Origin of the sequence: Achromobacter deleyi (assembly GCF_016127315.1) — a bacterium.
In the GTDB taxonomy this organism is placed as follows: domain Bacteria; phylum Pseudomonadota; class Gammaproteobacteria; order Burkholderiales; family Burkholderiaceae_B; genus Achromobacter; species Achromobacter insuavis_A.
The window spans coordinates 1,149,259-1,174,199 of record NZ_CP065997.1; the positions used below are offsets into that span (position 1 = coordinate 1,149,259).

At 67.1% G+C, this 24,941-nt stretch carries 22 protein-coding genes; 2 read left to right on the plus strand and 20 right to left on the minus strand.

Annotated elements, in window-relative coordinates; genetic code table 11:
* Positions 1-42: 42 nt before the first annotated feature.
* The 15 genes from I6I07_RS05150 to I6I07_RS05220 all read right to left on the minus strand — a co-directional run bounded on the left by I6I07_RS05150 (position 43) and on the right by I6I07_RS05220 (position 17,231).
* Complete coding sequence (locus I6I07_RS05150; protein ID WP_054490224.1) at positions 43-2,106, minus strand: UvrD-helicase domain-containing protein; 2,064 nt, start codon at positions 2,104-2,106, stop codon at positions 43-45.
* Positions 2,107-2,161: 55 nt separating this feature from the next.
* Complete coding sequence (locus tag I6I07_RS05155; RefSeq protein WP_198485875.1) at positions 2,162-4,267, minus strand: primosomal protein N'; 2,106 nt, start codon at positions 4,265-4,267, stop codon at positions 2,162-2,164.
* Positions 4,268-4,639: 372 nt separating this feature from the next.
* On the minus strand, positions 4,640-5,713 hold the full coding sequence (gene hemE, locus I6I07_RS05160) for a uroporphyrinogen decarboxylase (protein ID WP_198485876.1): 1,074 nt from the start codon (positions 5,711-5,713) through the stop codon (positions 4,640-4,642).
* A 100-nt stretch (positions 5,714-5,813) separates the two neighbouring features.
* Positions 5,814-6,611, minus strand: a complete 798-nt coding sequence (locus I6I07_RS05165; RefSeq protein WP_198485877.1) for a hypothetical protein — start codon at positions 6,609-6,611, stop codon at positions 5,814-5,816.
* Positions 6,612-6,805: 194 nt separating this feature from the next.
* A complete protein-coding gene (locus tag I6I07_RS05170; RefSeq protein ID WP_006392535.1) occupies positions 6,806-7,231 on the minus strand; it encodes a F0F1 ATP synthase subunit epsilon in 426 nt (141 codons plus the stop codon).
* Between the two features lie 9 nt (positions 7,232-7,240).
* Positions 7,241-8,641 (minus strand): F0F1 ATP synthase subunit beta, encoded by a 1,401-nt coding sequence (gene atpD / locus I6I07_RS05175; RefSeq protein ID WP_198485878.1) that lies wholly within the window; start codon positions 8,639-8,641, stop codon positions 7,241-7,243.
* A 43-nt stretch (positions 8,642-8,684) separates the two neighbouring features.
* On the minus strand, positions 8,685-9,590 hold the full coding sequence (atpG, locus tag I6I07_RS05180) for a F0F1 ATP synthase subunit gamma (RefSeq protein WP_198485879.1): 906 nt from the start codon (positions 9,588-9,590) through the stop codon (positions 8,685-8,687).
* Positions 9,591-9,689: 99 nt separating this feature from the next.
* Positions 9,690-11,231 (minus strand): F0F1 ATP synthase subunit alpha, encoded by a 1,542-nt coding sequence (gene atpA / locus I6I07_RS05185; RefSeq protein ID WP_006392532.1) that lies wholly within the window; start codon positions 11,229-11,231, stop codon positions 9,690-9,692.
* Between the two features lie 31 nt (positions 11,232-11,262).
* Positions 11,263-11,802 carry a F0F1 ATP synthase subunit delta gene (locus I6I07_RS05190; protein ID WP_006392531.1) on the minus strand — a complete coding sequence of 180 codons (540 nt, stop codon included), beginning with the start codon at positions 11,800-11,802 and terminating at the stop codon, positions 11,263-11,265.
* A 12-nt stretch (positions 11,803-11,814) separates the two neighbouring features.
* Positions 11,815-12,285, minus strand: coding sequence for a F0F1 ATP synthase subunit B (locus I6I07_RS05195; protein ID WP_006227275.1), 471 nt, complete (start codon positions 12,283-12,285; stop codon positions 11,815-11,817).
* Positions 12,286-12,427: 142 nt separating this feature from the next.
* Positions 12,428-12,670 carry a F0F1 ATP synthase subunit C gene (gene atpE, locus I6I07_RS05200; protein ID WP_003815363.1) on the minus strand — a complete coding sequence of 81 codons (243 nt, stop codon included), beginning with the start codon at positions 12,668-12,670 and terminating at the stop codon, positions 12,428-12,430.
* A gap of 121 nt (positions 12,671-12,791) precedes the next feature.
* Positions 12,792-13,673: a F0F1 ATP synthase subunit A gene (atpB, locus tag I6I07_RS05205; RefSeq protein WP_006392530.1), complete on the minus strand. Its 882-nt coding sequence runs from the start codon at positions 13,671-13,673 to the stop codon at positions 12,792-12,794.
* Positions 13,674-13,760: 87 nt separating this feature from the next.
* A complete protein-coding gene (locus I6I07_RS05210; protein WP_006392529.1) occupies positions 13,761-14,174 on the minus strand; it encodes an ATP synthase subunit I in 414 nt (137 codons plus the stop codon).
* Between the two features lie 456 nt (positions 14,175-14,630).
* Positions 14,631-16,193 carry a DUF1254 domain-containing protein gene (locus I6I07_RS05215; RefSeq protein WP_061072626.1) on the minus strand — a complete coding sequence of 521 codons (1,563 nt, stop codon included), beginning with the start codon at positions 16,191-16,193 and terminating at the stop codon, positions 14,631-14,633.
* Positions 16,194-16,454: 261 nt separating this feature from the next.
* Complete coding sequence (locus I6I07_RS05220) at positions 16,455-17,231, minus strand: enoyl-CoA hydratase (protein ID WP_006392527.1); 777 nt, start codon at positions 17,229-17,231, stop codon at positions 16,455-16,457.
* A gap of 39 nt (positions 17,232-17,270) precedes the next feature.
* Between I6I07_RS05220 and I6I07_RS05225 the strand changes: the two genes are divergently transcribed.
* A complete protein-coding gene (locus I6I07_RS05225; RefSeq protein WP_198485880.1) occupies positions 17,271-19,058 on the plus strand; it encodes a M61 family metallopeptidase in 1,788 nt (595 codons plus the stop codon).
* 517 nt (positions 19,059-19,575) lie between these two features.
* On the opposite strand, the gene I6I07_RS05230 is transcribed toward I6I07_RS05225, so the two are convergent.
* From I6I07_RS05230 to I6I07_RS05250, 5 genes are all read right to left on the minus strand, one after another.
* Positions 19,576-20,568 carry a Bug family tripartite tricarboxylate transporter substrate binding protein gene (locus I6I07_RS05230; protein ID WP_198485881.1) on the minus strand — a complete coding sequence of 331 codons (993 nt, stop codon included), beginning with the start codon at positions 20,566-20,568 and terminating at the stop codon, positions 19,576-19,578.
* 132 nt (positions 20,569-20,700) lie between these two features.
* Entirely contained in the window at positions 20,701-21,405 is a 705-nt protein-coding gene (locus I6I07_RS05235) for a 3-oxoacid CoA-transferase subunit B (protein ID WP_198485882.1), read from the minus strand.
* Between the two features lies 1 nt (position 21,406).
* The gene (locus I6I07_RS05240; RefSeq protein WP_198485883.1) at positions 21,407-22,072 is read right to left on the minus strand and encodes a 3-oxoacid CoA-transferase subunit A; all 666 of its coding nucleotides are present in this window, start codon (positions 22,070-22,072) and stop codon (positions 21,407-21,409) included.
* Complete coding sequence (locus I6I07_RS05245) at positions 22,073-23,041, minus strand: Bug family tripartite tricarboxylate transporter substrate binding protein (protein WP_198485884.1); 969 nt, start codon at positions 23,039-23,041, stop codon at positions 22,073-22,075.
* 133 nt (positions 23,042-23,174) lie between these two features.
* On the minus strand, positions 23,175-24,056 hold the full coding sequence (locus tag I6I07_RS05250) for a LysR substrate-binding domain-containing protein (protein WP_198485885.1): 882 nt from the start codon (positions 24,054-24,056) through the stop codon (positions 23,175-23,177).
* Positions 24,057-24,179: 123 nt separating this feature from the next.
* On the opposite strand from I6I07_RS05250, the gene I6I07_RS05255 reads away from it, so the two are divergent.
* A complete protein-coding gene (locus I6I07_RS05255; protein WP_006392519.1) occupies positions 24,180-24,941 on the plus strand; it encodes an aspartate/glutamate racemase family protein in 762 nt (253 codons plus the stop codon).

The window sequence follows — 24,941 nt, forward strand, 5'->3', positions numbered from 1 at the left end:
ATAGCCTGGACGCGCCTCCCGGTCTTGTAATTTATTGCGGCGTCACTTCTTGAGCAAGGCCTTGAGCATGGCCATGCGCTCCTTGGGATTCATGGCGGCCGTGGTCTCGTCTTCCTTGATGGTCGGATCGTCCAGCCCCATTTCCTCGATGAAGCGCGACGGCTCGCGCACCAGGTCCTCGCGCGCCCGGCGGCGGCGCTTGCACCAGCTCAGGTTCAAGGTGCGCTGCGCGCGGGTGATGCCGACGTACATCAGGCGCCGCTCTTCCTGGATGCGGGTGGCCAGGTTCTCGGCGGCGCGCGCCGGATCGCCATCCTCGTCGTCCTTGCCCAGGTGCGGCAGCAACCCTTCCTCGACCCCGGCCAGGTACACGTGCGGATACTCCAGGCCCTTGGAGGCGTGCAGCGTCGACATCTTGACCGCGTCCAGTTCCTCTTCCTCGCCGCGCTCGAGCATGGTCACCAGCGCCACGTGCTGCACCAGCTCGAACAGGGTCATGTTGTCCTCTTCGGCCTTGCGCTTGAGCCAGCCGGTCAGTTCCAGCACGTTCTGCCAGCGGGTCTGCGCCGGGCGTTCCTCGAACAGCTCGAACAGGTGGCGTTCGTACTGGATCGCCTGCACCAGGTCGTCCAGGATCACGCCGGCGGGCTCGGCCGGCGCCGCGTCCTTGGCCGACGCGGCGCCACGGCCCGCGCGCCACTGCATGCGGCGGATGAATTCGGTAAAGGTGCGCAGCGGTTCCAGCTGCCGCGGCGCCAGCAGGCTCTCCAGCCCGGTCTCGTCGACCGCGGCCAGCAGCGACAGCTCGCGGCTGGCCGCGTACTGGCCCAGCGTCTGCAAGGTAGCCTGGCCGATGCCGCGCTTGGGCGTGGTGGCGGCGCGGATGAACGCGGGGTCATCCTCGTCGTTGGCCAGCAGCCGCAGATAGGCCAGGATGTCGCGCACCTCGGCCTTGTCGAAAAAGCTCTGCCCGCCCGAGATCGTGTACGGGATCTTCAGGTTGCGCAGCGCCTGTTCCAGGATGCGCGCCTGGTGATTGCCGCGATACAGGATGGCGAAGTCCTTCCACTGCGCCTGGCGCTCGAAGCGCGCGGCCGAGACCTTCATGGCGATGGACTCGGCCTCGTGTTCCTCGCCGTCCATCGGCGACACCAGGATCGGTTCGCCCACGCCCAGGTCCGACCACAGCTTCTTGTCGAACAGCTTGGGGTTTTTCTCGATCACCTGGTTGGCCGCGGCCAGGATGCGCTGCACCGAGCGGTAGTTCTGCTCCAGCTTGATGAGCTTGAGGTTCGGGTAGTCGGTGGTGAGCTTGGCCAGGTTCTCGATGGTCGCGCCGCGCCAGGCGTAGATGGCCTGGTCGTCGTCGCCCACCGCCGTGAACATGGCGCGCGGGCCGGTCAGCAGCTGCACCAGGCGGTACTGGCAGACGTTGGTGTCCTGGTATTCGTCGACCAGCAGGTAGCGCACGCGGTTCTGCCAGCGGGTGCGCACCTCTTCGTTGTTGGCCAGCAGCAGCGCCGGGATGCGGATCAGGTCGTCGAAGTCCACCGCCTGGTAGGCGGCCAGCGTGGCGGCGTAGCTGCGGTAGACGTTGGCGGCCTCGACGTCGCCCGGCGTGATGGCCTCGCGCGCGGCGTCGTCGGGTTCCATCAGCGCGTTCTTCCACAGCGAGATGATGCCCTGCACGTGGCGCAGGCGGCCCTTGTCGGTGGTGGCCAGCAGTTCCTGGATGATCGCCATGGCGTCATCGGCGTCGAGGATCGAGAAGGTCGGCTTCAAGCCGGCATTGCGCGCCTCTTCGCGCAGCAGCTTCACGCCCAGCGAGTGGAAGGTGCTGATGGTCAGGCCCTTGCCCAGCTTGCGGTCCACCAGCGTCTTGACGCGCTCGTCCATCTCGCGCGCGGCCTTGTTGGTAAAGGTCAGCGCCACCACGTTGCGGCCCATGTAGCCGCACTCGCGCAGCAGGTACGCGATCTTCTGCGTGATGACGCGCGTCTTGCCGCTGCCGGCGCCGGCCAGCACCAGGCAGGGGCCGTCCAGGTACAGCACCGCCTCTTTCTGCGCGGGATTCAGGCCGTGGCCGATGGGTTCGTGTGCGGACATGGGATTCGGGAAAAGGGGAACGACATAGAGTAATCGGACGGGCGCGCGGCGCGTGTCAGATTTCCAGCGGGTCGACCTCCAGCTGCCAGCGCACCCGGGCCTCGTTGGCCAGGTACGGCAGGTGGTGCGACCACGACGCCAGGAAGGCCTGCAGCGCCGGACGGCTGGCGCTTTCGACCAGCAGCTGGGCGCGCTCGACGTTGGCCACCCGCACCACGCGCAGCGGCACCGGGTCGTACAGCATGACCGCGTCCAGCCCCGGGAAGTCGGCGGCCCACTCGCCTTCGGGCAGGGCGCGCGCCTGTTGCAGGAAGGCCTGCGCCACCGCCAGCTCGCGCGCCTCGGCCGTCAGCAGCGCCTGGTAGGCGAACGGCGGCAGGCCGGTGCTTTCGCGTTCCTGCAGGGCGTGGCGCGCGAAGCCCGCGTAGTCGTGGCGCAGCAGCGCCTGGTACACGGGCTGTTCGGGATAGCCGGTCTGGATGATGACCTGGCCGTTTCCCTGGTGGCGCCCGGCGCGGCCGGCCACCTGCATCAGCTGGGCGAACAGCCGTTCGGGCGCGCGGAAGTCGTGCGCGAACAAGGCGGAATCGGGGTTGAGCACGCCCACCAGCCCGAGCCGGGCGAAGTCATGGCCCTTGGACACCATCTGCGTGCCGACCAGGATGTCGACCTCGCCCGCGTGCACCGACGCAAACAGCGCCTCGGCGCTGCCCTTCTTGCGGGTGCTGTCGGCGTCGATGCGCAGGATGCGCGCCTCGGGAAACAGTTCGGCCAGGTGTTCCTCGACCCGCTGCGTGCCGCGCCCCATCGGCGCCAGGTCCTGGTCGCCGCATTCGGGGCAGGCGTGCGGCACCGGCGCCTGGTAGCCGCAGTGGTGGCACTGCAGGCGGTGGCCGCGGCCAGCCGTGCGGTGCAGCACCGTGAAGGCGGTGCAACGCGGACAGTTGCTGACCCAGCCGCAGGACTGGCAGTGCAGCACCGGCGCGAAACCGCGCCGGTTCAGGAAGATCAGCGACTGTTCCTTGCGCGCCAGCCGTTCGGCCAGCGCTTCCAGCAGCTGCGGCGACATGCCGTGCTTCATCGGCAGGCGGCGCGTGTCCACCAGCTTCATGGCCGGCAGCGAGCTGGCGCGCGCGCGCGTCGGCAGCGCCAGCCGCAGGTAGCGGCCGCGCTCGGCGTGCTGCCAGGTCTCCAGCGACGGCGTGGCCGAGCCCAGCACCACCGGGATGTCCAGGTCGTGCGCGCGCCACACCGCCAGGTCGCGCGCGGAATAGCGCAGGCCGTCCTGCTGCTTGTACGAGGCGTCGTGCTCTTCGTCCACCACGATCAGGCCCAGTTCGCCCATGGGCGCGAAAATCGCCATGCGCGTGCCCAGCAGCATGCGCGCCTGGCCGCGCTGCGCGCGCGCCCAGGCCTGCAACCGTTCGCCATCGGACAGGCCGCTGTGCAGCACCGCCAGGCCATCCGTGCCCACCAGGCCTTCCAGCCGGGCGCGCAAGGCGCCCTCCAGCTGCGGCGTCAGGTTGATTTCCGGCACCAGCAGCAGCACCTGGCGGCCAGCGGCCAGCACTTTCTCGGCGGCGCGCAGGTAGACCTCGGTCTTGCCGCTGCCGGTCACGCCGTACAGCAGCACCGGCTTGAATTTGGCGAGCCCGGCGATGGTGTCCACGGCCTCGCGCTGCGCATCGTTCAGTTCAGGCGGCTGGTCGGCCTCGGCCGGGTTGCGGACCGCCTTGCGCTTGCGTCCGTCCAGCCGCGCCACCGGGCCGCCGGCCGAGCGCTTGCCCTGATAGGCGGTCGGCTTGCGCAGCGGCGGCGGCAGCGTCGGCAGCATCACCTCGCCCAGCGGCCGCTGGTAATACTCGGCGGCGAAACGCGCCAGGCGCAGCCAGGCCTCGTCGAAGGGCGGCAGGTCGCGCAGCACTTCCTCGATCGGCTTGATCTGCTTCGGTTCGTAGGACGGCTCGGCCGGGTTGTCCACCACCACGCCGATCAGCTTGCGGCGTCCGAACGGCACGATCACCCGCAGGCCCGCCTCGACGGGTTCGTGGTGACGGTAGTCGAACGGGCCGGGCAGCGGCACGTCGAGCGCGACACGCACCCAGCAGACCGCCGCCGGCGCGGCCGGCGTGGATTCGACCAGCGCGAAGTCTTCAGACATGGAGAAGCGAACGGAACATGAACGGAACTGGCCCGAAACGGGCGTGATGACGGTGCCTGGAGGAGCGGGCCGGGCCGGCGCCCGGGCCAGGAAGGATTGTCGCCGCAATCCCTGCCGGGACTCCAGCCCTGCCTGTGGATAACTTTGGGGAAAAGGCGAGAGCAACGTTAGAAATTGGAATAAGGCAAGATTGCATCAACTCTTGCAACCCTGTTGAAAACCTATTTTATTCCATTAAAAACATCGACTTAAGTAAACTTCCAAGATTGTAAACTAGCTTCTAGAGGGTTTTCCCCGAGCGCAATCTTGCTGTGCACAACTGCGCGCCGGGGGCCTCGATGCCCGGCCCTGCGGGCCGAAGCGTTCACTCACTTACCCTCTGAGCGAACGGCTGTGACGGTGGACTTCGTCGACCAATTCGGCTACCGCTTCGGGTGGCGTGAAACGCGAAATGCCATGCCCCAGGTTGAAGACATGGCCGCCCTTGCCCACCGGGCCGAAGGCGTCGAGCACGCGGCGCGCCTCGGCGCGGATGGCATCGGCGCCGCCGAACAGCGCCATGGGATCGAGGTTGCCCTGGAACGCGACCGAGTCGCCGGTGCGGCGCCGCGCCGCGGCCAGGTCCACCGTCCAGTCCAGGCCGACGGCATCGCAGCCGCAGGCGGCGATGTCCTCGAGCCACTGGCCGCCGCCCTTGGTGAAGACGATGGCCGGCACGCGGCGGCCTTCGTGTTCGCGGGTCAGGCCGGCCACGACCTTGCGGGTGTAGGCCAGCGAGAACTGCTGGAACAGGCCGTCGGCCAGCACGCCGCCCCAGCTGTCGAACAGCATCACGGCCTGCGCGCCCGCGGCGATCTGCGCGTTCAGGTACTGCAGCGTGGCCTCGGCGTTGATCTCCAGGATGCGATGCAGCAGGTCGGGCCGCGCATACAGCATGGTCTTGATCAGGCGGTAGTCGTCGCTGCCCTGCCCTTCGACCATGTAGCAGGCGATGGTCCAGGGGCTGCCGGCAAAGCCGATCAGCGGCACCTTGCCGTCCAGGTCGCGGCGGATGGTGCTGACGGCGTCGAACACATAGCGCAGCTTGTCCATGTCGGGCACGGCCAGGCGTGCCACGTCTTCCTCGGTGCGTACCGGACGGGCGAAGCGCGGGCCCTCGCCTTCGGCGAAGTCCAGGCCCAGGCCCATGGCGTGCGGCACGGTCAGGATGTCCGAGAACAGGATGGCCGCGTCCAGGTCGAAGCGCTCCAGCGGCTGCAGCGTGACTTCCGAGGCGTAGTCCGGATTCTGAGCCAGGCCCATGAAGGAACCGGCCCGGGCCCGCGTCTGGCGGTACTCGGGCAGGTAGCGGCCGGCCTGGCGCATCAGCCAGATCGGGGTGTAGGGCACGGGCTCGCGCGACAGCGCGCGCAAGAACACATCGTTCTTCAAGACGGAAGCAGACACGACTATCCTCGATGATCGGAAGCCGTGATTTTACTTCCCCAAGCTGACAGGGCATGGCAGCGGCGCCGCCGCCGTTTGCCGGCGCGCAAACCAGCCGGCTTCAGCCGGCGTCGGCCGCGTCTTCGGCATGCATGGCGGCCTGGCGCCGATACGGCGCGGCATCGATGCCATGCTTGCGCATCAACGCCCAGAACGCCCGCCGGTGCTTGCTGGAGGCGCGCGCGGCGCGCGCCACGTTGCCGTGATGGCGCGACAGCGCCAGGCGGATGTAATCGGACTCGAACCCATCGACCACCCGCGCCTTGGCCAGCCGGAAGGCCTCCTGCGCGTCGCGGCCGGGCTGGTAGCGCAGCCCGGCCAGCCCCTGCTGCAACACCTGCCGTGGTACCTGTGGCCGGCCGCCGCAAGGCTTGCCGGGCGGCCGCGCGCCGCCCGCGGCGTACGCGGCCTCGGGTTCGCGCAAGCCTTCGGCCAGCAGTGGCGCGCGCCGGGCCAGCCGCCCCAGCCGCACGCGCAGGCTTTCGAGGCAATATGGCGCGGCCAGGAAGTCCGACGCGCCCAGCCGCAGCAGATCCTCGATGGCCGGCGCGGTCATGTCGTGCACGAACAGCAGGATGGGCGTGGCAAGCGCGCCGGCGGCCTGCTGCAGCGACATGCGGGTCCAGGCCAGCGACGCCGGCGCGACCGGCAGGATGCAGTGGTCGTAGCGCCGCAGGCCGACGGCCAGGCCGGCGAGCGCGTGGACGTCGGGGCCATCCGGCGCGCCGCCCGGCGTGCGCAGCGGCACCAGGTGCAGGCGCACCCGCGCCAGCCGGGGCTGGTCGCGCGCGACCCAATGGCCCATGGTGACTTCGTGGCCCGGGGTGAGCAGCACCCCGCAATCCATGGTTTCTCGCATGCAGTTCCTCCCGGATTGCGTTCCAAAGATTGCAGGCTACCGTTGCAGAACGTGGCCAGCCATTCGTAGTGAACGCAAGCGGGGCTGCAGCGGGGCTGCGGCCGACCGAAGTGCCCGGCCAGCGAGCGGGCATGAAAAAAGCGGCCGATGGCCGCTTTTTTCGGATCCGGGGCGAACCCCGGCAGGTCGTGCGCTCAGTGCGAGCGACCGCCTTGACGCAGCTTGCGCGCGGCGATGGCTTGCGCCGCCAGCATCGCCAGCTCGGCTTCGACAACCGCGATGTCGGCCTTGTCCTTGGCGTTGGCCAGGGCCTCTTCGGCGCGCTTGCGCGCTTCCAGGGCACGGGCCTCGTCCAGGTCGGCGGCACGGATGGCGGTGTCGGCCAGGACCGTCACGCTGCCCGGCTGCACTTCCAGAATGCCCCCGGCGACGAAGATGTTTTCCTCGCCTTGGTCGGCACGAACGATCTTGACCGTCCCGGGGCGTATGCGCGAAATCAGCGGGGTGTGGCCGGGCAGAATGCCCAGTTCACCCGCTTCGCCAGGCAGCACCACGAACTTCGCCTCACCGGAGAAGATCGCTTCCTCTGCGCTGACGACATCCACATGCAGGGTAGCCATATCGGTTCCTTATTGCAGTTTCTTGGCCTTCTCGAAGGCCTCGTCGATCGAGCCGACCATGTAGAAGGCCTGTTCCGGCAGCGCATCGCACTCGCCGTTCACGATCATCTTGAAACCACGGATGGTTTCGGCCAGCGGCACGTACTTGCCGGGCGAACCGGTGAACACTTCGGCCACGTGGAACGGCTGCGACAGGAAGCGCTGGATCTTGCGGGCGCGGGCCACGGCCTGCTTGTCGTCGGGCGACAGTTCGTCCATGCCCAGAATCGCGATGATGTCGCGCAGTTCCTTGTAGCGCTGCAGCGTCTGCTGCACGCCACGGGCCACGGCGTAGTGCTCTTCGCCGACGACTTGCGGGTCGAGCTGGCGGCTGGACGAATCCAGCGGATCCACGGCCGGGTAGATACCCAGGGCGGCGATGTCACGCGACAGCACCACGGTCGAGTCCAAATGCTGGAAGGTGGTGGCGGGCGACGGGTCGGTCAAGTCATCCGCCGGCACGTACACGGCCTGGATCGAGGTGATCGAGCCGGTCTTGGTGGACGTGATGCGCTCTTGCAGCTTGCCCATTTCTTCGGCCAGCGTGGGCTGGTAGCCCACCGCCGACGGCATACGGCCCAGCAGTGCCGACACTTCGGTACCGGCCAGGGTGTAGCGGTAGATGTTGTCGACGAAGAACAGGATGTCGCGGCCTTCGTCGCGGAACTTCTCGGCCATCGTCAGGCCGGTCAGCGCCACGCGCAGACGGTTGCCGGGAGGTTCGTTCATCTGACCGAACACCATGGCGACCTTGTCCAGAACGTTCGACTCTTCCATTTCGTGGTAGAAGTCGTTGCCTTCGCGGGTACGCTCACCCACGCCGGCGAACACCGACAAGCCGCTGTGCTGCTTGGCGATGTTGTTGATCAGTTCCATCATGTTGACGGTCTTGCCCACGCCGGCGCCGCCGAACAGGCCGACCTTGCCGCCCTTGGCGAACGGGCACACCAGGTCAATAACCTTGATGCCGGTTTCCAGCAGTTCCACCGACGGCGACAGCTCGTCGAAACGGGGAGCCGGCTGGTGGATGCCACGCTTTTCTTCGTGCTGGATCGGGCCGGCTTCGTCGATGGGACGACCCAGCACGTCCATGATGCGGCCGAGCGTGCCGGTGCCGACGGGCACCGAGATCGGGGCGCCGGTGCCGGCGACCTTCATGCCGCGGCGCAGGCCGTCGCTGGAGCCCAGGGCGATGGTACGCACCACGCCGTCACCCAGCTGTTGCTGCACTTCCAGCGTCAGACCCTTTTCGGCGAACGAGGAACCCTCGTCGACCAGAGTAAGCGCTTCGTAGATCTTGGGCATGTGATCGCGGGGGAACTGAATATCCACCACGGCGCCGATGCACTGAACGATGGTTCCGTTGCTCATGTCGATTCCTTGCTTGATAGCTTTTGACGGGATGCTGCCTGCCTCAGACGGCGGCAGCGCCCCCTACGATTTCCGAAATTTCTTTGGTGATCGCGGCCTGGCGGGTCTTGTTGTAGACCAGCTGCAGTTCGCCGATGACCTTCTTGGCGTTGTCCGACGCCGCCTTCATGGCGACCATCCGGGCCGACTGCTCCGAAGCCATGTTCTCGGCCACGGCTTGGTACAGCAGGCCTTCAACGTAACGCTGCAGCAGGTCGTCGATCACGCTACGAGCGTCGGGTTCGTAGATGTAATCCCAGCTGTAATCCGATTTCACTTCCGAAGTCTTGGCCAGGCTTTCGGCGCCCGTCTGGTACGGATCTTCCAAACCGCTGGCCAGGGGCAGCAGACGCAGGAACAACGGCTCCTGCTTCATCGTATTGACGAAGCGGGTCGACGCCACGTACAGCGCGTCGATGCGGCCTTCCAGGTAGGCGTCCAGCTGCACCTTGATCGCGCCCAGCAGGCGGTCCAGTTGCGGCTTGTCGCCCAGTTGCACTTCCTGGGAAACCAGCTTGGCGCCGATACGGGACAGCACGCCCACGCCCTTGTTGCCGAAAGCGGTCGCCTGAACGGCGATGCCGTTCTTCTCGAACTCCTTCAGCTTCGTCAACACCACGCGGGTGATGTTGGTGTTCAAGCCGCCGCACAGACCCTTGTCCGTCGTCACCATGACCACGCCGACCGCCTTGACTTCGCGCTCGACCAGGTACGGGTGGCTGTACTCGGGGTTGGCCTGCATCAGGTGCGCGGCGATCTCGCGCACCTTGGTGGCGTACGGACGGCCCGCGCGCATCCGTTCCTGCGCCTTGCGCATTTTGGATGCGGCGACCATTTCCATCGCCTTGGTGATCTTGCGCGTGTTTTGCACGCTCTTGATCTTGGTTCGGATTTCCTTAATTCCGGGCATTGCGCTTTCCTGTGAAGACTGGCCGATGGGTTGTCGCTTGCGCCTCAACCATCCGATAAGGATGGGTGAGGCGCCGCAGACGCCTAACCCATCACTTTCTTAAAAAGCACCGTGCTTCTTGAATTCCTGGATGGCGGCGGCGAGTTCGCTTTCGTCATCCTTGGACAGTTCCTTGGTGTCTTCGACGCGCTGGATCAGGGCCGCGTGCTTGGCCTTGAGCTGGTCCTTGAGCGACTTCTCGAACGACAGCACCTGGGCCACGTCCACGTCGTCCAGGTAGCCGTTGTTGACCGTGTACAGCGTGACGGCCAGTTCCCACACTTGCAGCGGCTGGTATTGCGGCTGCTTGAGCAGTTCGACCACGCGCTTGCCGCGCTCGAGCTGGCGACGGGTGGCGTCGTCCAGGTCCGAGGCGAACTGCGCGAAGGCGGCCAGTTCACGGTACTGCGCCAGGTCGGTACGGATACCGCCGGACAGCTTCTTGACGACCTTGGTCTGGGCGGCACCGCCCACGCGCGACACCGAGATACCGGCGTTGATGGCGGGACGCACACCGGCGTTGAACAGGTCGGTTTCCAGGAAGATCTGGCCGTCCGTGATCGAGATCACGTTGGTCGGAACGAAGGCCGACACGTCGCCTGCCTGGGTTTCGATGATCGGCAGCGCGGTCAGCGAGCCGGTCTTGCCCTTGACGGCGCCGTCGGTGAACTTCTCGACATAGTCTTCGTTCACGCGAGCGGCACGTTCGAGCAGGCGCGAGTGCAGGTAGAACACGTCGCCCGGGTAGGCTTCGCGGCCCGGCGGACGGCGCAGCAGCAGCGAGACCTGGCGGTAGGCCCAGGCTTGCTTGGTCAGGTCGTCATAGACGATCAGGGCGTCTTCGCCGCGATCGCGGAAGTATTCGCCCATCGTGCAGCCGGCGTAGGCGGCCAGGTACTGCATGGCGGCGGAGTCCGAAGCCGAGGCAGCCACGACGATGGTGTATTCCATCGCGCCGTGCTCTTCCAGCTTGCGCACCACGTTGTTGATCGTCGAAGCCTTCTGGCCGATGGCGACGTACACGCAGGTGACGCCCTTGCCCTTCTGGCTGATGATGGTGTCGACGGCCACGGCGGTCTTGCCGGTCTGGCGGTCGCCAATGATCAGTTCGCGCTGGCCGCGGCCGATGGGAACCATCGAGTCGATAGCCTTGATGCCGGTTTGCAGCGGCTGCGACACCGAGCGGCGGGCGATAACGCCGGGGGCCACTTTTTCGATGATGTCGGTGGCCTTGGCGTTGACCGGGCCCTTGCCGTCGATCGGCTCGCCCAGCGTGTTGACCACGCGGCCTTTCAGCTCGGGGCCGACCGGCACTTCCAGAATGCGGCCGGTCGTCTTGACCGCGTCGCCTTCGGACACGCCGGTGTAGTCACCGAGAATAACGGCGCCGACGGAATCACGCTCGAGGTTGAGCGCCAGACCGAAGACGTTGTTGGGGAATTCGAGCATTTCGCCCTGCATCACGTCGGACAGGCCGTGGATGCGGGTAATACCGTCGGTCACGGACACGACGGTGCCCTGAGTACGGACATCAGCCGAAGCGCCCAGGCCCTCGATGCGGCTCTTGAGCAGTTCGCTGATCTCGGAGGGATTGAGTTGCATATTGACTCCTGGAATCCTGTTAGTGCTGCCTTTAAGCGGCGAGCGTATCGCGCATGCGGGCCAATTGGGCTTGTACGGAAGTATCGAGCACCTGGTCCCCGACGGCCACGCGCACGCCGCCGATCAACGACTGGTCGACGGTGACGACGGGCTTGAGCTTCAGGCCGAATTTCTTCTCGAGACCGGCGACCAGTTCTTGGACCTGGGCATCGCTCAGCTCGAACGCGCTGGTGATTTCCGCCTGCGCCGTGCCGTCGTGACGGTTCCGCAGCACCACGAATTGCGTGGCGATCTCGGGCAGCAGCAGCAACCGGTCGTTTTCGACCAGCAGCTCGATGAAATTGCGGGCGGCCTGGGGCAGTTCGGCCTTTACCAGGCCAGTGAACAGCTCGACGCGCTGCTTGTCGCCCAGACGCGGGTCGGCCATGGCCTCGCGCACGTCGGGGTTGGAGGCGACCTGCGACAGCTCGCTGACCAGGTCGGCCCAAGCCTGCAGGCCGGCCTTGTCGTCGCGCGCGGCGGCGAACAGGGCTTCGGCGTACGGCCTGGCAACAGTGGAAAGTTCAGCCATGACGGTCCCGGATTAAAGCTGCGCGCGGAGCTGGTTCAGCAGCTCGGCGTGGGCGCGGGCGTCAACCTCGCGCTTGAGGATCTGTTCAGCACCCTTGACGGCCAGCGCGGCGACGTCGTCGCGCAGCGAATCACGGGCGCGCTGGACTTCCTGCGCGGCATCCTGTGCAGCTTGCGCCACGATGCGGGCACGCTCGGCTTCCGCTTCACGGCGGGCCTGCTCGATCAGGGAGGCGGCTTGCTTCTCGGCCTCGATGATGCGGGCGTGGTTTTCGGACTTGGCAGAAGCCTCGATCAGACTGACGCGCGCCTGGGCCTGGGCCAGATCGGCCTTGCCCTTCTCCGCGGCGGCAAGGCCGTCGGCGATTTTTTGGCGGCGCTCGTCCATCGCCTTCGTCAGAGGAGGCCACACGAATTTCATCGTGAACCAGCCCAGAACGAAGAACACGAGCATCTGGAAAATGATCGTCGCGTTCAGATTCACGGTCGTTCCTTTAACACCTTGCGGCTCCGACGGCACCCGGGGTGGGCAACGCGGAGCACTCGATACTTTGCCGGCCGGCGACGGGGCTCAAGCCCTCATCGCCGCCAGCGTCATGACCCGCCTTTTCGCCGGCGGGCGTGCCTTAGCCGACGAACGGGTTGGCGAAGGCGAACAGCATGGCGATACCCACGCCGATCAGGAATGCCGCGTCGATCAGGCCAGCCAGCAGGAACATCTTGGTTTGCAGAGCGTTCATCAGTTCAGGCTGACGAGCCGAAGCTTCCAGGTATTTGCCGCCCATCAGTGCGATGCCGATGCAAGCGCCGATAGCGCCCAGACCGATGATAAGACCGCAAGCGAGAGCAACGAAAGCGACGTTGGTCATGACAACTCCTTGGTTAGAAATCTGAAGTCAAAAAACAAAAAAAGAATGGTGGTACTGCTCAATGCAAGATGATCTTGCTATCCAGCGCCGGCCGGGAGGCCGACGCCGGAAATTCGGGGGATCAGTGGCCTTCGTGCGCCTGGCCGAGGTACACCAGGGTCAGCATCATGAAGATGAAGGCCTGGAGCAACACGATCAGGATGTGGAAGATGGCCCAGATCGAGCCGGCCAGCACGTGGCCGATTCCCAAGCCGATGCTGGCGCCGTTGAAACCGGTCCAGGCACCGCCCAAGAGGGCGATCAGCATGAAAATCAATTCGCCGGCGAACATGTTGCCGAACAACCGCATGCCCAGCGACACGGACTTGGCGGCGTATTCGATCAGGTTCAGCAGCAGGTTGAACGGAGCCAGCACGATGGCGCCGACGCCATGGGCGTGGAACGGCGCGGTGAACAGCTCTTTGACGAAGCCGCCCGGGTGCTTGATCTTGATGCCGTAGTAGAACATCAGCAGCAGCACGCCCAGCGACATGCCCATCGGCACGTTCAGGTCGGCCGTCGGCAGCACGCGGTGGTAGTAGAGGGGGTCGCCGTGGTGCGCGCCCAGGCCGGTCCAGCGCCAGATCGACGGCAGCAGGTCGACGGGCAGCAGGTCCAGCGCGTTCATCAGGATGATCCAGAGGAACACGGTGAGCGCGAGCGGAGCGATGAAGAGACGGCTCTTGGCGTTGTGGACGATGCCCTTGGCCTGATCGTCGACCATGTCGACGATCATTTCCACGAAGGCCTGGAAGCGGCCCGGAACGCCGGCGGTCGCGCGGCTGGCGGCGCGCCACAGGAAGAAGATGACGATCAGACCCGTCAGGCCGGACCAGAACAACGAGTCGTAATTGATGATGTCGAACTGAGCAATTGCGCTCTGTTTCTCGCCCGTATTGTTCAGATGCACCAGGTGATGCTGAATATACGCGGACTGAGGCGACACGTCGCTGGCAGCAGCCATTTGAATCCTACCCTATTTGCTGTATGCCCGAGCCCTTGCGAGCCGGACGATTCCACGATTCCGTTTGCCGTAACCCACCCGGCAGCGCTATGACAACTTGCGGAACATCAAAAGCAGGAGATATCCCTTCAGGGTGAGTATCAGACCCAGCAGCGCGGCGGGCCAGACGATGCTGTCCTGCGCCACACGCGAAAGCAGCCACAACAGCAAAGCCGTTGCGAACAACTTGATCAACTCACCAGAGAGAAAGGTAAAGGGACTGGCCTTACCGGCCCGAACGCTGACAGCCAGGCGCAATGCGAACAACGCATTGGGTATGAAATACGCTCCTGCCCCCGCCAGCGCCGACCAACCTGCCGCCGCCCCTCCGACAACCCCCGCTATTACTGCTGCTGCGAGCCCCATGGCGCCTTGCGCCGCCAGTGCCAACAAGAGTCCGCGGCCAGCCTGCGCATTCAGCGCCGCGCGGTCCGCGTCGCTGAGAACCAGCACCCGGTCCACCGGATCCTGATCCGCCAGAACCTGGCGTGCTTCGCCCTGTCGTGCTGGTTGCTGATTCCCCCCACAGGATTGCTCCCGGGTTTCATTCCAACCGCGCGCAGGTTCGTGCCGCACTGTGTTCTGCTGCATCAAACTTCCCCGCTTAAAGCCTTATACCGCCAGCCTTGCCCCTGTCAGAACCCTGGCGAATCCTTGCCATGTGTTCTTATCCCGCAAGCGTCAAACCCGCAGAGTATAGCGTGATTCTTTTTACCCGAGCAAATGAACTTTCGGCGGTTTGTAAGGCGGCAACAGCGCCCGCCGGGCGACCCGTGGCGCGAGAAATTGGGGACGCGAAATCGGGAGGCCCTGCCACCCGCCACGGGTCGCGCGGCCGGCGGACCGGCAAAGAAAAACGGCCCCTCGCGGGGCCGTTGGTCGCGCGCCGGCGGCGCAGGCCGCGCGGCGTCGGATCGGTCAGTCGCGCTTGACCGGCGGCGGCGCCCACTGGCCGTCTAGCGCGACGTCCTGCGGCCAGTACAGGCGCATGCTGAGCAGGAACGGGCCGTCGGCGGCCGGCGTCGCCAACCAGTTGGCGCGCTTGCGCTCGCCCGGATCGCGGCGCTGGATGTAGATGTCCAGCGAGCCGTCGGCGTTGTACTTCAGGCCGTCGGTGCTGCGCAGCGCATAGCGGTTGGCCGGGTTGTCGGCGAAGCCGTGCTTGTCGTTATAGACATGCAGCGACCAGAACGCATTGGCCGGCGGCAGTTGGCCCTTCTCGAAATGCAGCACGTAGTCCTCGTTCGAGTTGAGCGCGCGGCCCTTGCTGTCGGCGACCGTGACCGGATAGAGCACGTCTTCCGCGGTCGGCGCGCCCAGCCCGGCATAGGCGATGGCGGCGCGGCGCGTGTAGTCGGTGCCATAGGTGCCGATGCCGGTGAGCACGGTGTTCCAGCCGTTCATCGGCGTGGCCAGGCGCGAGACGCCGTCGGCGATGCGGCGGCCGGCCAGCGGCTGCGCCTCGGTCAGCGCCTGCTGCACGGCGGGGCTCAGGCGGCCATACGAGAACGGCTGGCGGCCATCCAGGCCGATGCGGCGCATGCGGTCCAGGATCGGCGTGTCGTTGGCGTGCGGCGGATTGTTGCGCATGACGTCGAAGAACAGCGTGAAGAACGACGCCGCGTCCATGCCCGCGACCTGTTCGGCCGGCGTGCCCTCGCCCACCGTCACCGGCGTGGACATGGGCATCGGCACGTCGCTGCCGATCGGCGCGGTGCCCACGCCCGGCCCGGTCTGCGGATAGGGCGTGGTGCTGCCGGGACCGCGATGGCGGCCGGGCACGGGCGCCACCGGCGCCACCATCGGACTGGCCGACATGTTGGCCTGGATCTGGTTGACCGCGGCGTAGTCCTGCGGACCGCCGGCCTGGGTCCAGCCGATCAGCCAGCCGGTCGAGGTCGGGCTCTGGATCACGTCCACGCCCGGCGGCAGCGCGCCTTGCCAGTTGGGGCCGACGATGGCGAACGACTGCGCGCCGGGGCCGTTGGTGCGCGTGCCGCGCGAGGCGAACACGTCGCTCCACATATCGAGCGCCGACAGCACCGTGTAGCGGTTGCCGGTGTCGGGCAGGCGCACGATCAGCGGCGCCCGCGACACATCGAACCACAGGCTCGAATACAGCGCGTCGGCGCTGGGCCAGGGCGTGTCGGCCGCGCGCGGGTCGGGGAAGGCGGCCTTGTGGCCGAACTGATTGACGGGCGCCTTGCCTTCCAGCGGCGACTGCACCGCGGTGGCCTTGCGACGCGCCAGTTCCATCACCACCATCGGATAGGCGTAGACGTAGGCGTCGATCGCGATGTCGCGCAGCTCCTGCGCGCTCATCTGCGGCGCGGGCGCCGCGGCGGCGGGGTACGGCGTTTCAGACACCAGCCGCATCGACGGGCGCGGCGATTGCGCTTGCGTGGCGGCCACGAAGCAGACGCTCAAGGCGCCCGCGAGCGCGGCGGCGGAGCACCGGCGAGTAAAAGGGGAAGTACGCATGCAAGGCTCCTTGTTGCTATTGTTTGCAGGCGAGCCGCCGCGCGTGGCTTACCAGTTCGGGCAAGCCTCTCTGGCGCGGCACCTCTACTTTTTGAGTGACGCCTTTCCAGGATAGGGCCGAACACTGCAACAAGGTGCAGCCTAAAAGTTTCAAGGCGCAACGCCCGCCACCCCGTGGCGACGCCAACGAAAACGCGCCCGTGATGGGCGCGTGGGGACGTTTCATGGCCATCCGGCGGAATGACCAGGGCGTAACAAGGTTTAACGGTGTTTGAAGTCCGGTTTGCGCTTCTCGGTGAAGGCGGCCATGCCTTCCTTCTGGTCCTCGGTCGCGAACAGCGAATGGAACACGCGGCGCTCGAACAGCAGGCCTTCGTTGAGCGAGCCCTCGAAGGCGCGGTTGACGCATTCCTTGGCCATCATGACCGACGGCAGCGACATCGAGGCGATCACGGTGGCCGCTTCCAGGGCCTCGTCCATCAGCTTGTCGGCCGGCACCACGCGCGAAACCAGGCCGGCGCGCTCGGCTTCCTCGGCGCCCATCATGCGGGCGGTCAGGGCCATGTCCATGGCCTTGGCCTTGCCCACCGCGCGCGGCAGGCGCTGCGTGCCGCCGGCGCCGGGGATGACGCCCAGCTTGATTTCCGGCTGGCCGAACTTGGCGGTGTCGGCGGCGATGATGATGTCGCACATCATGGCCAGCTCGCAGCCGCCGCCCAGCGCGTAGCCGCCGACCGCGGCGATCACCGGCTTGCGGATGCGCTTGAGCGTTTCCCAGTTGCGCGTGATGTATTCGCTGCCGTAGACGTCCATGTACGACCAGTCTTTCATGGCGCCGATGTCGGCGCCGGCGGCGAAGGCCTTCTCGCTGCCCGTGATGACCACGGCGCCGATGTCGGCATCCGCCTCGAAAGCCAGCAGCGCCGCCCCGAGCTCGTTCATCAGTTGATCGTTGAGCGCATTGAGCGCCTTGGGGCGGTTCAGCGTCAGCAGACCGACGCGGCCGCGGGTTTCGACCAGCACAAACGACTCGCTCATTACCTGTCTCCAGAGGATGGGATGAAATAAGATATACGGATGGAAAAAACTGCCGCTTTCCCCGTGTCTTTCCCCGTACTTTACCGCCTTGCGCCGCATGACCCCGCCGGCCACCGCTACCGGATAACCCTAACCGTCCAGGCGCCCGCGCCGGAAGGCCAGCAACTGTCGCTGCCGGCCTGGATTCCGGGCAGCTACCTGATCCGCGATTTCTCGCGCCAGATCGAGTCGGTGGCGGCCTATTCGGGCAGCCGGCGCGTGGTTGTCGACAAAATAGACAACCACACCTGGCAGGCCGCGCCCTGCGACGGCCCGCTGCGGATCGAGTACACGGTCTATGCGTGGGACCTGTCGGTGCGCGGCGCGCACCTGGACGAAAGCCACGGCTTCTTCAACGGCACCAGCGTGTTCCTGCGCGTGCATGGCCAGGACCACCTGCCCTGCCTGGTGGACCTGGCGCCGCCGCGCGGCATCGAGGGCTGGAAGGTCTACACCAGCCTGCCCGAGGCCCGCGGCCACAAGGGCGCGGCGCGGCGCCACGGCTTCGGCCTGTACCTGGCGCCGGACTACGACGCGCTGATCGACCATCCGGTCGAGATGGGCACGCCGCAGGTGGCCAGCTTCACGGCGCATGGCGCCGAGCACGAACTGGTGTTCACGGGTGTGGCGCCCAACCTGGACCTGGCCCGCATCACGGCCGACGTGCGCAAGATCTGCGAAACCCAGATCGCCTTCTTCGAGCCGCGCAGCAAGCGCGCGCCGTTCCTGGACAGCGCCGACCGCTATGTCTTCATGACGATGGTGACGGGCGATGGCTACGGCGGCCTGGAGCACCGCGCCAGCACGGCGCTGATGACGGCGCGCAAGGACCTGCCGGTGCTGGGCCAGCAGGGCCAGGGCGAAGGCTACCGCGGCTTCCTGGGGCTGGTGAGCCACGAGTATTTCCACACCTGGAACGTCAAGCGCATCAAGCCGCAGGCGTTCGTGCCCTATAACCTGGCGCAGCCGGACCTGACGCGGCTGCTGTGGGTGTTCGAAGGCTTCACGTCCTATTACGACGATCTGCTGCTGCTGCGTTCCAACGCCATCACGCAGAACGATTACCTGCGCCTGCTGGCCAAGACCATCACCAGCGTCGCGCGCACGCCGGGGCGGCACAAGCAATCGGTGGCGGAAAGCTCGTTCGACGCGTGGACGCGCTATTACAAGCAGGACGAGAATTCGCCCAATGCGCTGGTGAGCTACTACACCAAGGGCGCGCTGGTGGCGCTGGGGCTGGACCTGCTGATCCGGCAGGAGTCGGCGGGCACGCATTCGCTGGATGACGTGATGCGCCTGCTGTGGCAGCGCTATGGCCGCGATTTCTATCGCGGCAAGCCGCAGGGGCTGGCGGAGGATGGGCTGCCGGCGCTGATCAAGGAAGCGACGGGCGTGGACGCGCGGCGCTTCATTGCGCGGCATGCCTACGGGACGGCGGATGTGCCGCTGGCGGAGTTGCTGGCCGCTCAAGGCGTCAAGCTGCAATGGAAAGCCTCGGTCAATATTCCTTCGCTGGATGTGCGCACGCGCAAGCAGGGGGATTCACTGGTGCTGGCGACCGTGCTGGAAGGCGGCGCCGGGCACAGGGGCGGGCTGTCGGCCGGGGATGTGCTGGTGGCGATCGATGGCTTGAAGGTCGAAGGGGCCGCGGGCGTCGAAGTGTTGCTGGGGCAGTATCGGGTGGGGGATCGCGTGAGCGTGCATGTGTTCAGGCGGGATGAGTTGCGGGTGTTTCAGGTTCGGTTGGGGGGGCCTGAGGCGTTGGATTGTATGTTGTCGGTTGGGTGAGTATTTTTTTGAGGGCCTTCTTTATTGGAAGGCCCGTTTTGCATTGGGGCGGTAGGGTTCTTTAGGCGCGTGTGGCGGGGCAGGCGGGGGAGGACGGGGCTACGATTGCGGTCCGGAGCCTTCGCTCCGGACTGCCCCTGCGTCAACCTCGTACGCCTTCGGCTCCCTTCGGTTTCCCTTGGGCGCATCTACACGCCCCGCCCTCCCCCGCCTGCCCCGCCACACGCTCGCGTTGAGACTTAACGGCCGTTGCTGGGGCGGGCTGTTTGCTTGGCGTTTTTGCCGTCTAGGTGTGGGGTGGGGAGGATCTTGCGGGGCCCGCCGCAAGCGGCCGCGCGGGCGGCCTTTTGCGGCTTACGTTGTGTCTTGCGATTTGTGATGACGCTCTCGCGGATGCCGGGATTTGCGTCTTGCGCGAGCGTTTTCTCGGGTATGCCGGTCTTTGGGGGGCTGTCGCGCTCGCACTTACAGTGACTTTTTCCGGTTGCACACGGTGGGCGCGAAGCGCCCTGCCGGGTCAGTTCAACTTCGCGCCGGAGACTTCGACGGCTTGTTTCCAGGTGTCGAGTTCCTTGGCGATGTGGTCGGCGAAGGCGGCGGGGGTGGAGCCTACGGTTTCGTAGCCGTAGCTGTTCAGTTGGGCCTTCAGGTCGGGGGTGTTGATGGCGGCGGCGATGGCGCTGCTGAGGGTGTCGAGGATGGCGGGCGGCGTGTTGGCGGGGGCCAGGATGCCATACCAGCCGTTGACGACGAAGCCGGGGACGGCTTCGGCGACGGTGGGGACGTTGGGCAGCAAGGGGGAGCGGTGTTCGCCGGTGACGGCCAGGGCCTTGAGCTTGCCGGACTGCACTTGGGGGAGCGAGGTGGAGATGCTGTCGAACATCAGCGAGACCTCGCCGCCCAGCAGGGCGACGACGGCGGGGCCGCTGCCTTTGTAGGGGACGTGCAGCATGTCGGTGCCGGTGCGGTGCTTGAACATTTCGGCGGCCAGGTGGCTGGTGTTGCCGTTGCCGGCGGAGGCGAAGCTGAGCTTGCCGGGATGTTGCCTGGCGTAGGCGATGAGTTCCGGGATGTCGTTGGCGGGCGTGGACAGCGGGGCCGAGACCAGCATGGGCAGCGTGGCGACCAGGGAGACCGGGGCGAAGTCGCGGCGGGTGTCGTAGGGCAGCGACGGGTAGAGGCTGGGGTTGATGGCGTGGGCGGCCAGGACCATCAGCAGGGTGTAGCCGTCGGGCCTGGCGCGCGCCAGTTGCGACGAGGCGATGGCGCCGCCGGCGCCGGGCTTGTATTCCAGCACCACGGGCTGGTTCCACTTTTTCTGCAGGGCCGCCCCGAGCGGGCGCGCCAGCATGTCGGCGCTGCCGCCGGGCGGGTACGGGATCAAGAGCGTGATGGGCTTGTCGGGATAGGCGCCGGCGTGCGTTGAAACGGCGGGTTGCGCGCGGACGGCGGGCGCCGCGGCGAACAGCAGGCTGGCAGTTGCCAGGACGGCAAGGCAAGGACGGTACATGGCAGACTCCGGGAGAGATCGGACAGGGCGGGGAATGCTGGCGGCGTCCCATGCGACCACCCGCGGCGTGGAAGAACGATGCGGCATCGCCCCGGCGATGGCCGCCAAGGATCGGAGCATGGACGGCTTGCCTCAGCCCCGGACATAGCGCGGCGCACCGGCAGCGTCCAGCGCGATGACCCATGGCATGTCGGGAAATCGCAGGGCTGCTTCGGTGGCGGCCTGCAGGTCGTCGGCGCTGACGCCTTGCAGCACGGCGTGCACGCGCAGGCCGGCGGGCGTGACGTCGATCACGGCCAGGTCGGTGTAGATGCGGGTGACCACGCCCGCGCCCGTCAACGGGTAGCGGCACTGGCGCAGGATCTTGGGCGCGCCGTCGCGGCCGCGGTGTTCCATCATGGCCAGCACCTGGCGCGCGCCGACCGCCAGGTCCATGGCGCCGCCGACGGCGGGAATGGCGTCGGCCGCGTCGGTCTTCCAGTTGGCCAGGTCGCCGCGTTCCGAGACCTGGAAGGCGCCGAGCACGGCGTAGTCGAGGTGGCCGCCGCGCATCATGGCGAACGACACGGTATGTTCGGTGATGGATGCGCCCGGCAGCAGGGTGATGGGCTGGCGGCTGGCGTTGATGAGGTCGGGATCGATGGCATCCCCGGCCGCCGCGGGCCCCATGCCGGTGATGCCGTTCTCGCTGTGCAGCAGGATGTCCTTGTCGGGCGGCAGGTAGTCGCCGACCAGGGTCGGCATGCCGATGCCGAGGTTGACCACCGAACCATCCGGGATGTCGCCGGCCAGCAACTGCGCGACCTGCTGGCGGGTCATGGGCGTGATCGTCGTCATCTCAAGTCTCCACCCGCACCACGGTTTTCACGAACAGGCCCGGCGTCATGATGTGCTCGGGCACGAAGGCGCCCAGCGGCACGACCGCGTCGACCTGGGCGATGGCGTGGCCGGCGGCCATGCACATCACGGGATTGAAATTGCGCGCGGCGTGGCGGTACATCAGGTTGCCCCAGCGGTCGCCCTGGTGCGCGCGGATCAGCGCGTAGTCGCCGCGCAGCGGCTGTTCGAGCACGTAGCCGACGCCGTCGATCACTTCCTGGCGGCGGCCTTGCGCCAGCTCGGTGCCATAGCCGGTGGGCGTGTAGAACGGCCCCAGGCCCGCGCCGGCCGCGCGCAGGCGCTCGGCCAGGGTGCCTTGCGGCACGCACTCCAGCTCCACTTCGCCGGCGCGGAAGGCGCGGGCAAACGCTTCCGAATTGGGCGGGCGCGGATGCGAGCAGATGATCTTGCGCACCTGGCGGCGGTTGAGCAGCGCGGCGATGCCGCGGTCATGGGTGCCGGCGTTGTTGGCGATGACGGTGAGGTCGCGCCGGCCCAGTTCGGCCAGGCAGTGCAGCAGTTCGTAAGGCACGCCGGCTTCGCCGAAGCCGCCGACCAGCACGCTGGCGCCGTCGGGGATGACGGCCACGGCATCCCGCATGGAGGCTTGAATCTTGTCGATCACTTATTGCTCCTGCGCGATGCCCGCGGTGTCCACGATCTGTTTCCAGCGGGCGCGTTCCTGGTCGATGAAGGCGGCGAACTCGGCCGGCGTATTGCCGCCGGCCTGCCCGCCCATGGCGCGAAAGCGCTCGGCGATGTCCGGGCTGCGCACCACGTCGCGGGTGGCGGCATACAGCGCGTCGATGACGGCGGCGGGCGTGCCGGCCGGCGCCACCAGGCCGAACCAGGCGGTGACGACCATGTCGGGCACGCCGGCCTCGACCATGGTGGGCACGTCCGGCAATTCCGCCAGGCGCCGCGCGCTGGTGACGGCCAGCGCGCGCAGCTTGCCCGACTGGATGTAGGGCATGGAACTGGGCAGGTTGTCGATCATGAAGGTGAACTGCTGGCCCAGCAGCGCCGCCACCGCGGGGCCGGCGCCCTTGTAGGGCACGTGGGTGCCGCCGATGCCGGCGCGCTGCTTGAACAGTTCGGCCGACAGGTGCGGCGACTGGCCGCTGCCCGAGCTGCCGAACGACACCTTGCCCGGGTCCCGCCGCGCCAGCGCCAGCAGGTCGGCCACGCTGCGCGCGGGCGAGGCTTCGTTGACCACCAGCACATTGGGCACGGAAATCACCAGCGTCACCGGCGCGAAGTCGGCCGGCTTGTAAGGCAGTGTCTTGTAGAGCGCGTAGTTGATGGCGTTGGGGCCGATGTTGCCCATCAACAGCGTGTAGCCGTCGGGCCTGGCGCGCGCCAGGGTCTGCGCGCCGATGATGCCGGCGGCGCCGGCGCGGTTCTCGACGATGACCTGCTGGCCAAGTTTCGCGGCCAGCTTGTCGGCGATCAGGCGCGCCGCGATGTCGGTGGTGCCGCCCGGCGAGGCCGGCACGATGAGGGTGAGGGGCCGTTCGGGCCACGCCGCCAGGGCGGGGCCTGCCATGGCGAGCCACAGCGCGCCGGCGGCCAGCCAGCGTTGCGGGTGCAGCATGCTTGTCTCCCTGCGTGATCCTGGTGCGGACCAACTTGTGCGAAGGAGTGTGGCCGCGATGCCGCGAAATGCCTATTCCGGAATCTGGAGGAGCGGCTTCGCCTGCGCAAAAGAGCGCGCCGCGCCTGCCGCGTCAGCGCGCGGCCATCTGCGCCGCCGTGCGCAGGAACGCCTGCAGCGCGCGGTTGCCGTCGTCGCGCCGCGTGACGGCGTAGACCGTGCCGCTGCCCACGCTGGCCGGCAGCGCGCATACCGCGATGCGCGCGCCGAAATGGCCGCACGCCGATTTCGGCACCAGCGCCACGCCCAGCCCGGCCGCCACCAGCGCCAGCTGCGCCGGCACTTCCGCCACGCGCTGCGCCACCGATTGCGCCAGGCCGGCGCGGGCGCAGGTGTCGGCCAATTCGCGGGCGAAGGCCGAGGTCTCGGTGCGCAGCATCACGAACGCATCCTGCGCCAGGTCCGCCAGGGCCACGCGCTTGCGGCCGGCCAGGCGGTGATCGGGCGGCAATGCCGCGACCACCGGATCGGGCCACAGCGCCTGCGATCGCAGCACGTCGTCATCGACCGCGGTGCGCGAGATGCTGACGTCGATGCGGTGGCCGCGCACCGCGTCGAGCTGCGCGGCCGGGTTCATTTCGTTGAGCAGCACCGACACCTGCGGATGGGTGCGCGCATGGCGCGCGATCAGCGCCGGCACCGGCCCCAGGAAGTGCGAGCCGGACAAGCCGATCTCGACCCGTCCCGCGCGGCCCTGGTCCACCGCGCGCACCCGCGCCGTGGCGTCCTTGATGCCGGCGAGCGTGGCGCGCACGTCGTTCAGGAACGCCGCGCCGGCGGCCGTCAGCGACACCCGGCGGTTGGTGCGGTCGAACAGCTTGACCTCGAGCTCGCGCTCGAGCTGGGCGATCTGCAGGCTTAGCGGCGGCTGCGAGATATGCAGGCGGGCGGCCGCGCGGGTGAAGTTGAGTTCTTCGGCCAGCACGGCGAAATAACGGAGTTGGCGGATTTCCATGGCGGCGAATGATTTGCAAAAGATATGAAACCAGACAAAAACTATATTGGAAACTATCGTTCGCGGCGAGCAGAATTGTTTGCGCGCCAATCCGGCGCAGACAACGCCCACCGGAGACCCGCCATGACCCAGTCGCCCCGCGTCCTGCGCATCGGCCAGATCGTTCCCAGTTCCAACACCACCATGGAAACGGAGATCCCCGCCATGCTGCGCCGGCGCGAGACCATCGCGCCCGAACGCTTCACCTTCCATTCCAGCCGCATGCGCATGAAGCAGGTGACGGCGGCCGAACTGGCCTCGATGGACCGCGAATCCGACCGCTGCGCGCAGGAACTGTCGGACGCCCGCGTCGACGTGCTGGGCTATGCCTGCCTGGTGGCCATCATGGCGCAGGGCCTGGGCTACCACCGCGCCTCGCAGGAACGGCTGCACCAGGCCACCGTGGACAATGGCGCGCCCGCGCCGATCGTCTCCAGCGCCGGCGCGCTGGTCGAAGGCCTGCACGCCATCGGCGCGCGCAAGGTGGCGATCCTGACGCCCTACATGAAGCCGCTGACCAAGCTGGTGGTGGACTACATCGAACACGAAGGCATCGAAGTGCACGACAGCCTGTCGCTGGAGATCGCCGACAACCTGAAGGTGGGCGCGCAGGACCCGATGGCGCCCGCCAGCCACGTCGAGCGCCTGGATACGCGCGGCGTCGACGCCGTGGTGCTGTCGGCCTGCGTGCAGATGCCGTCGCTGGCGTCGATCCAGCCGGTGCAGGACCGCCTGGGCCTGCCGGTGGTGACCGCCGCCGCGGCCACGGTCTATCGCATGCTCAAGGTGCTGGACCTGGAAACGCGCGTGCCCGACGCCGGCGAACTGCTGACCGGCAAGTATTGA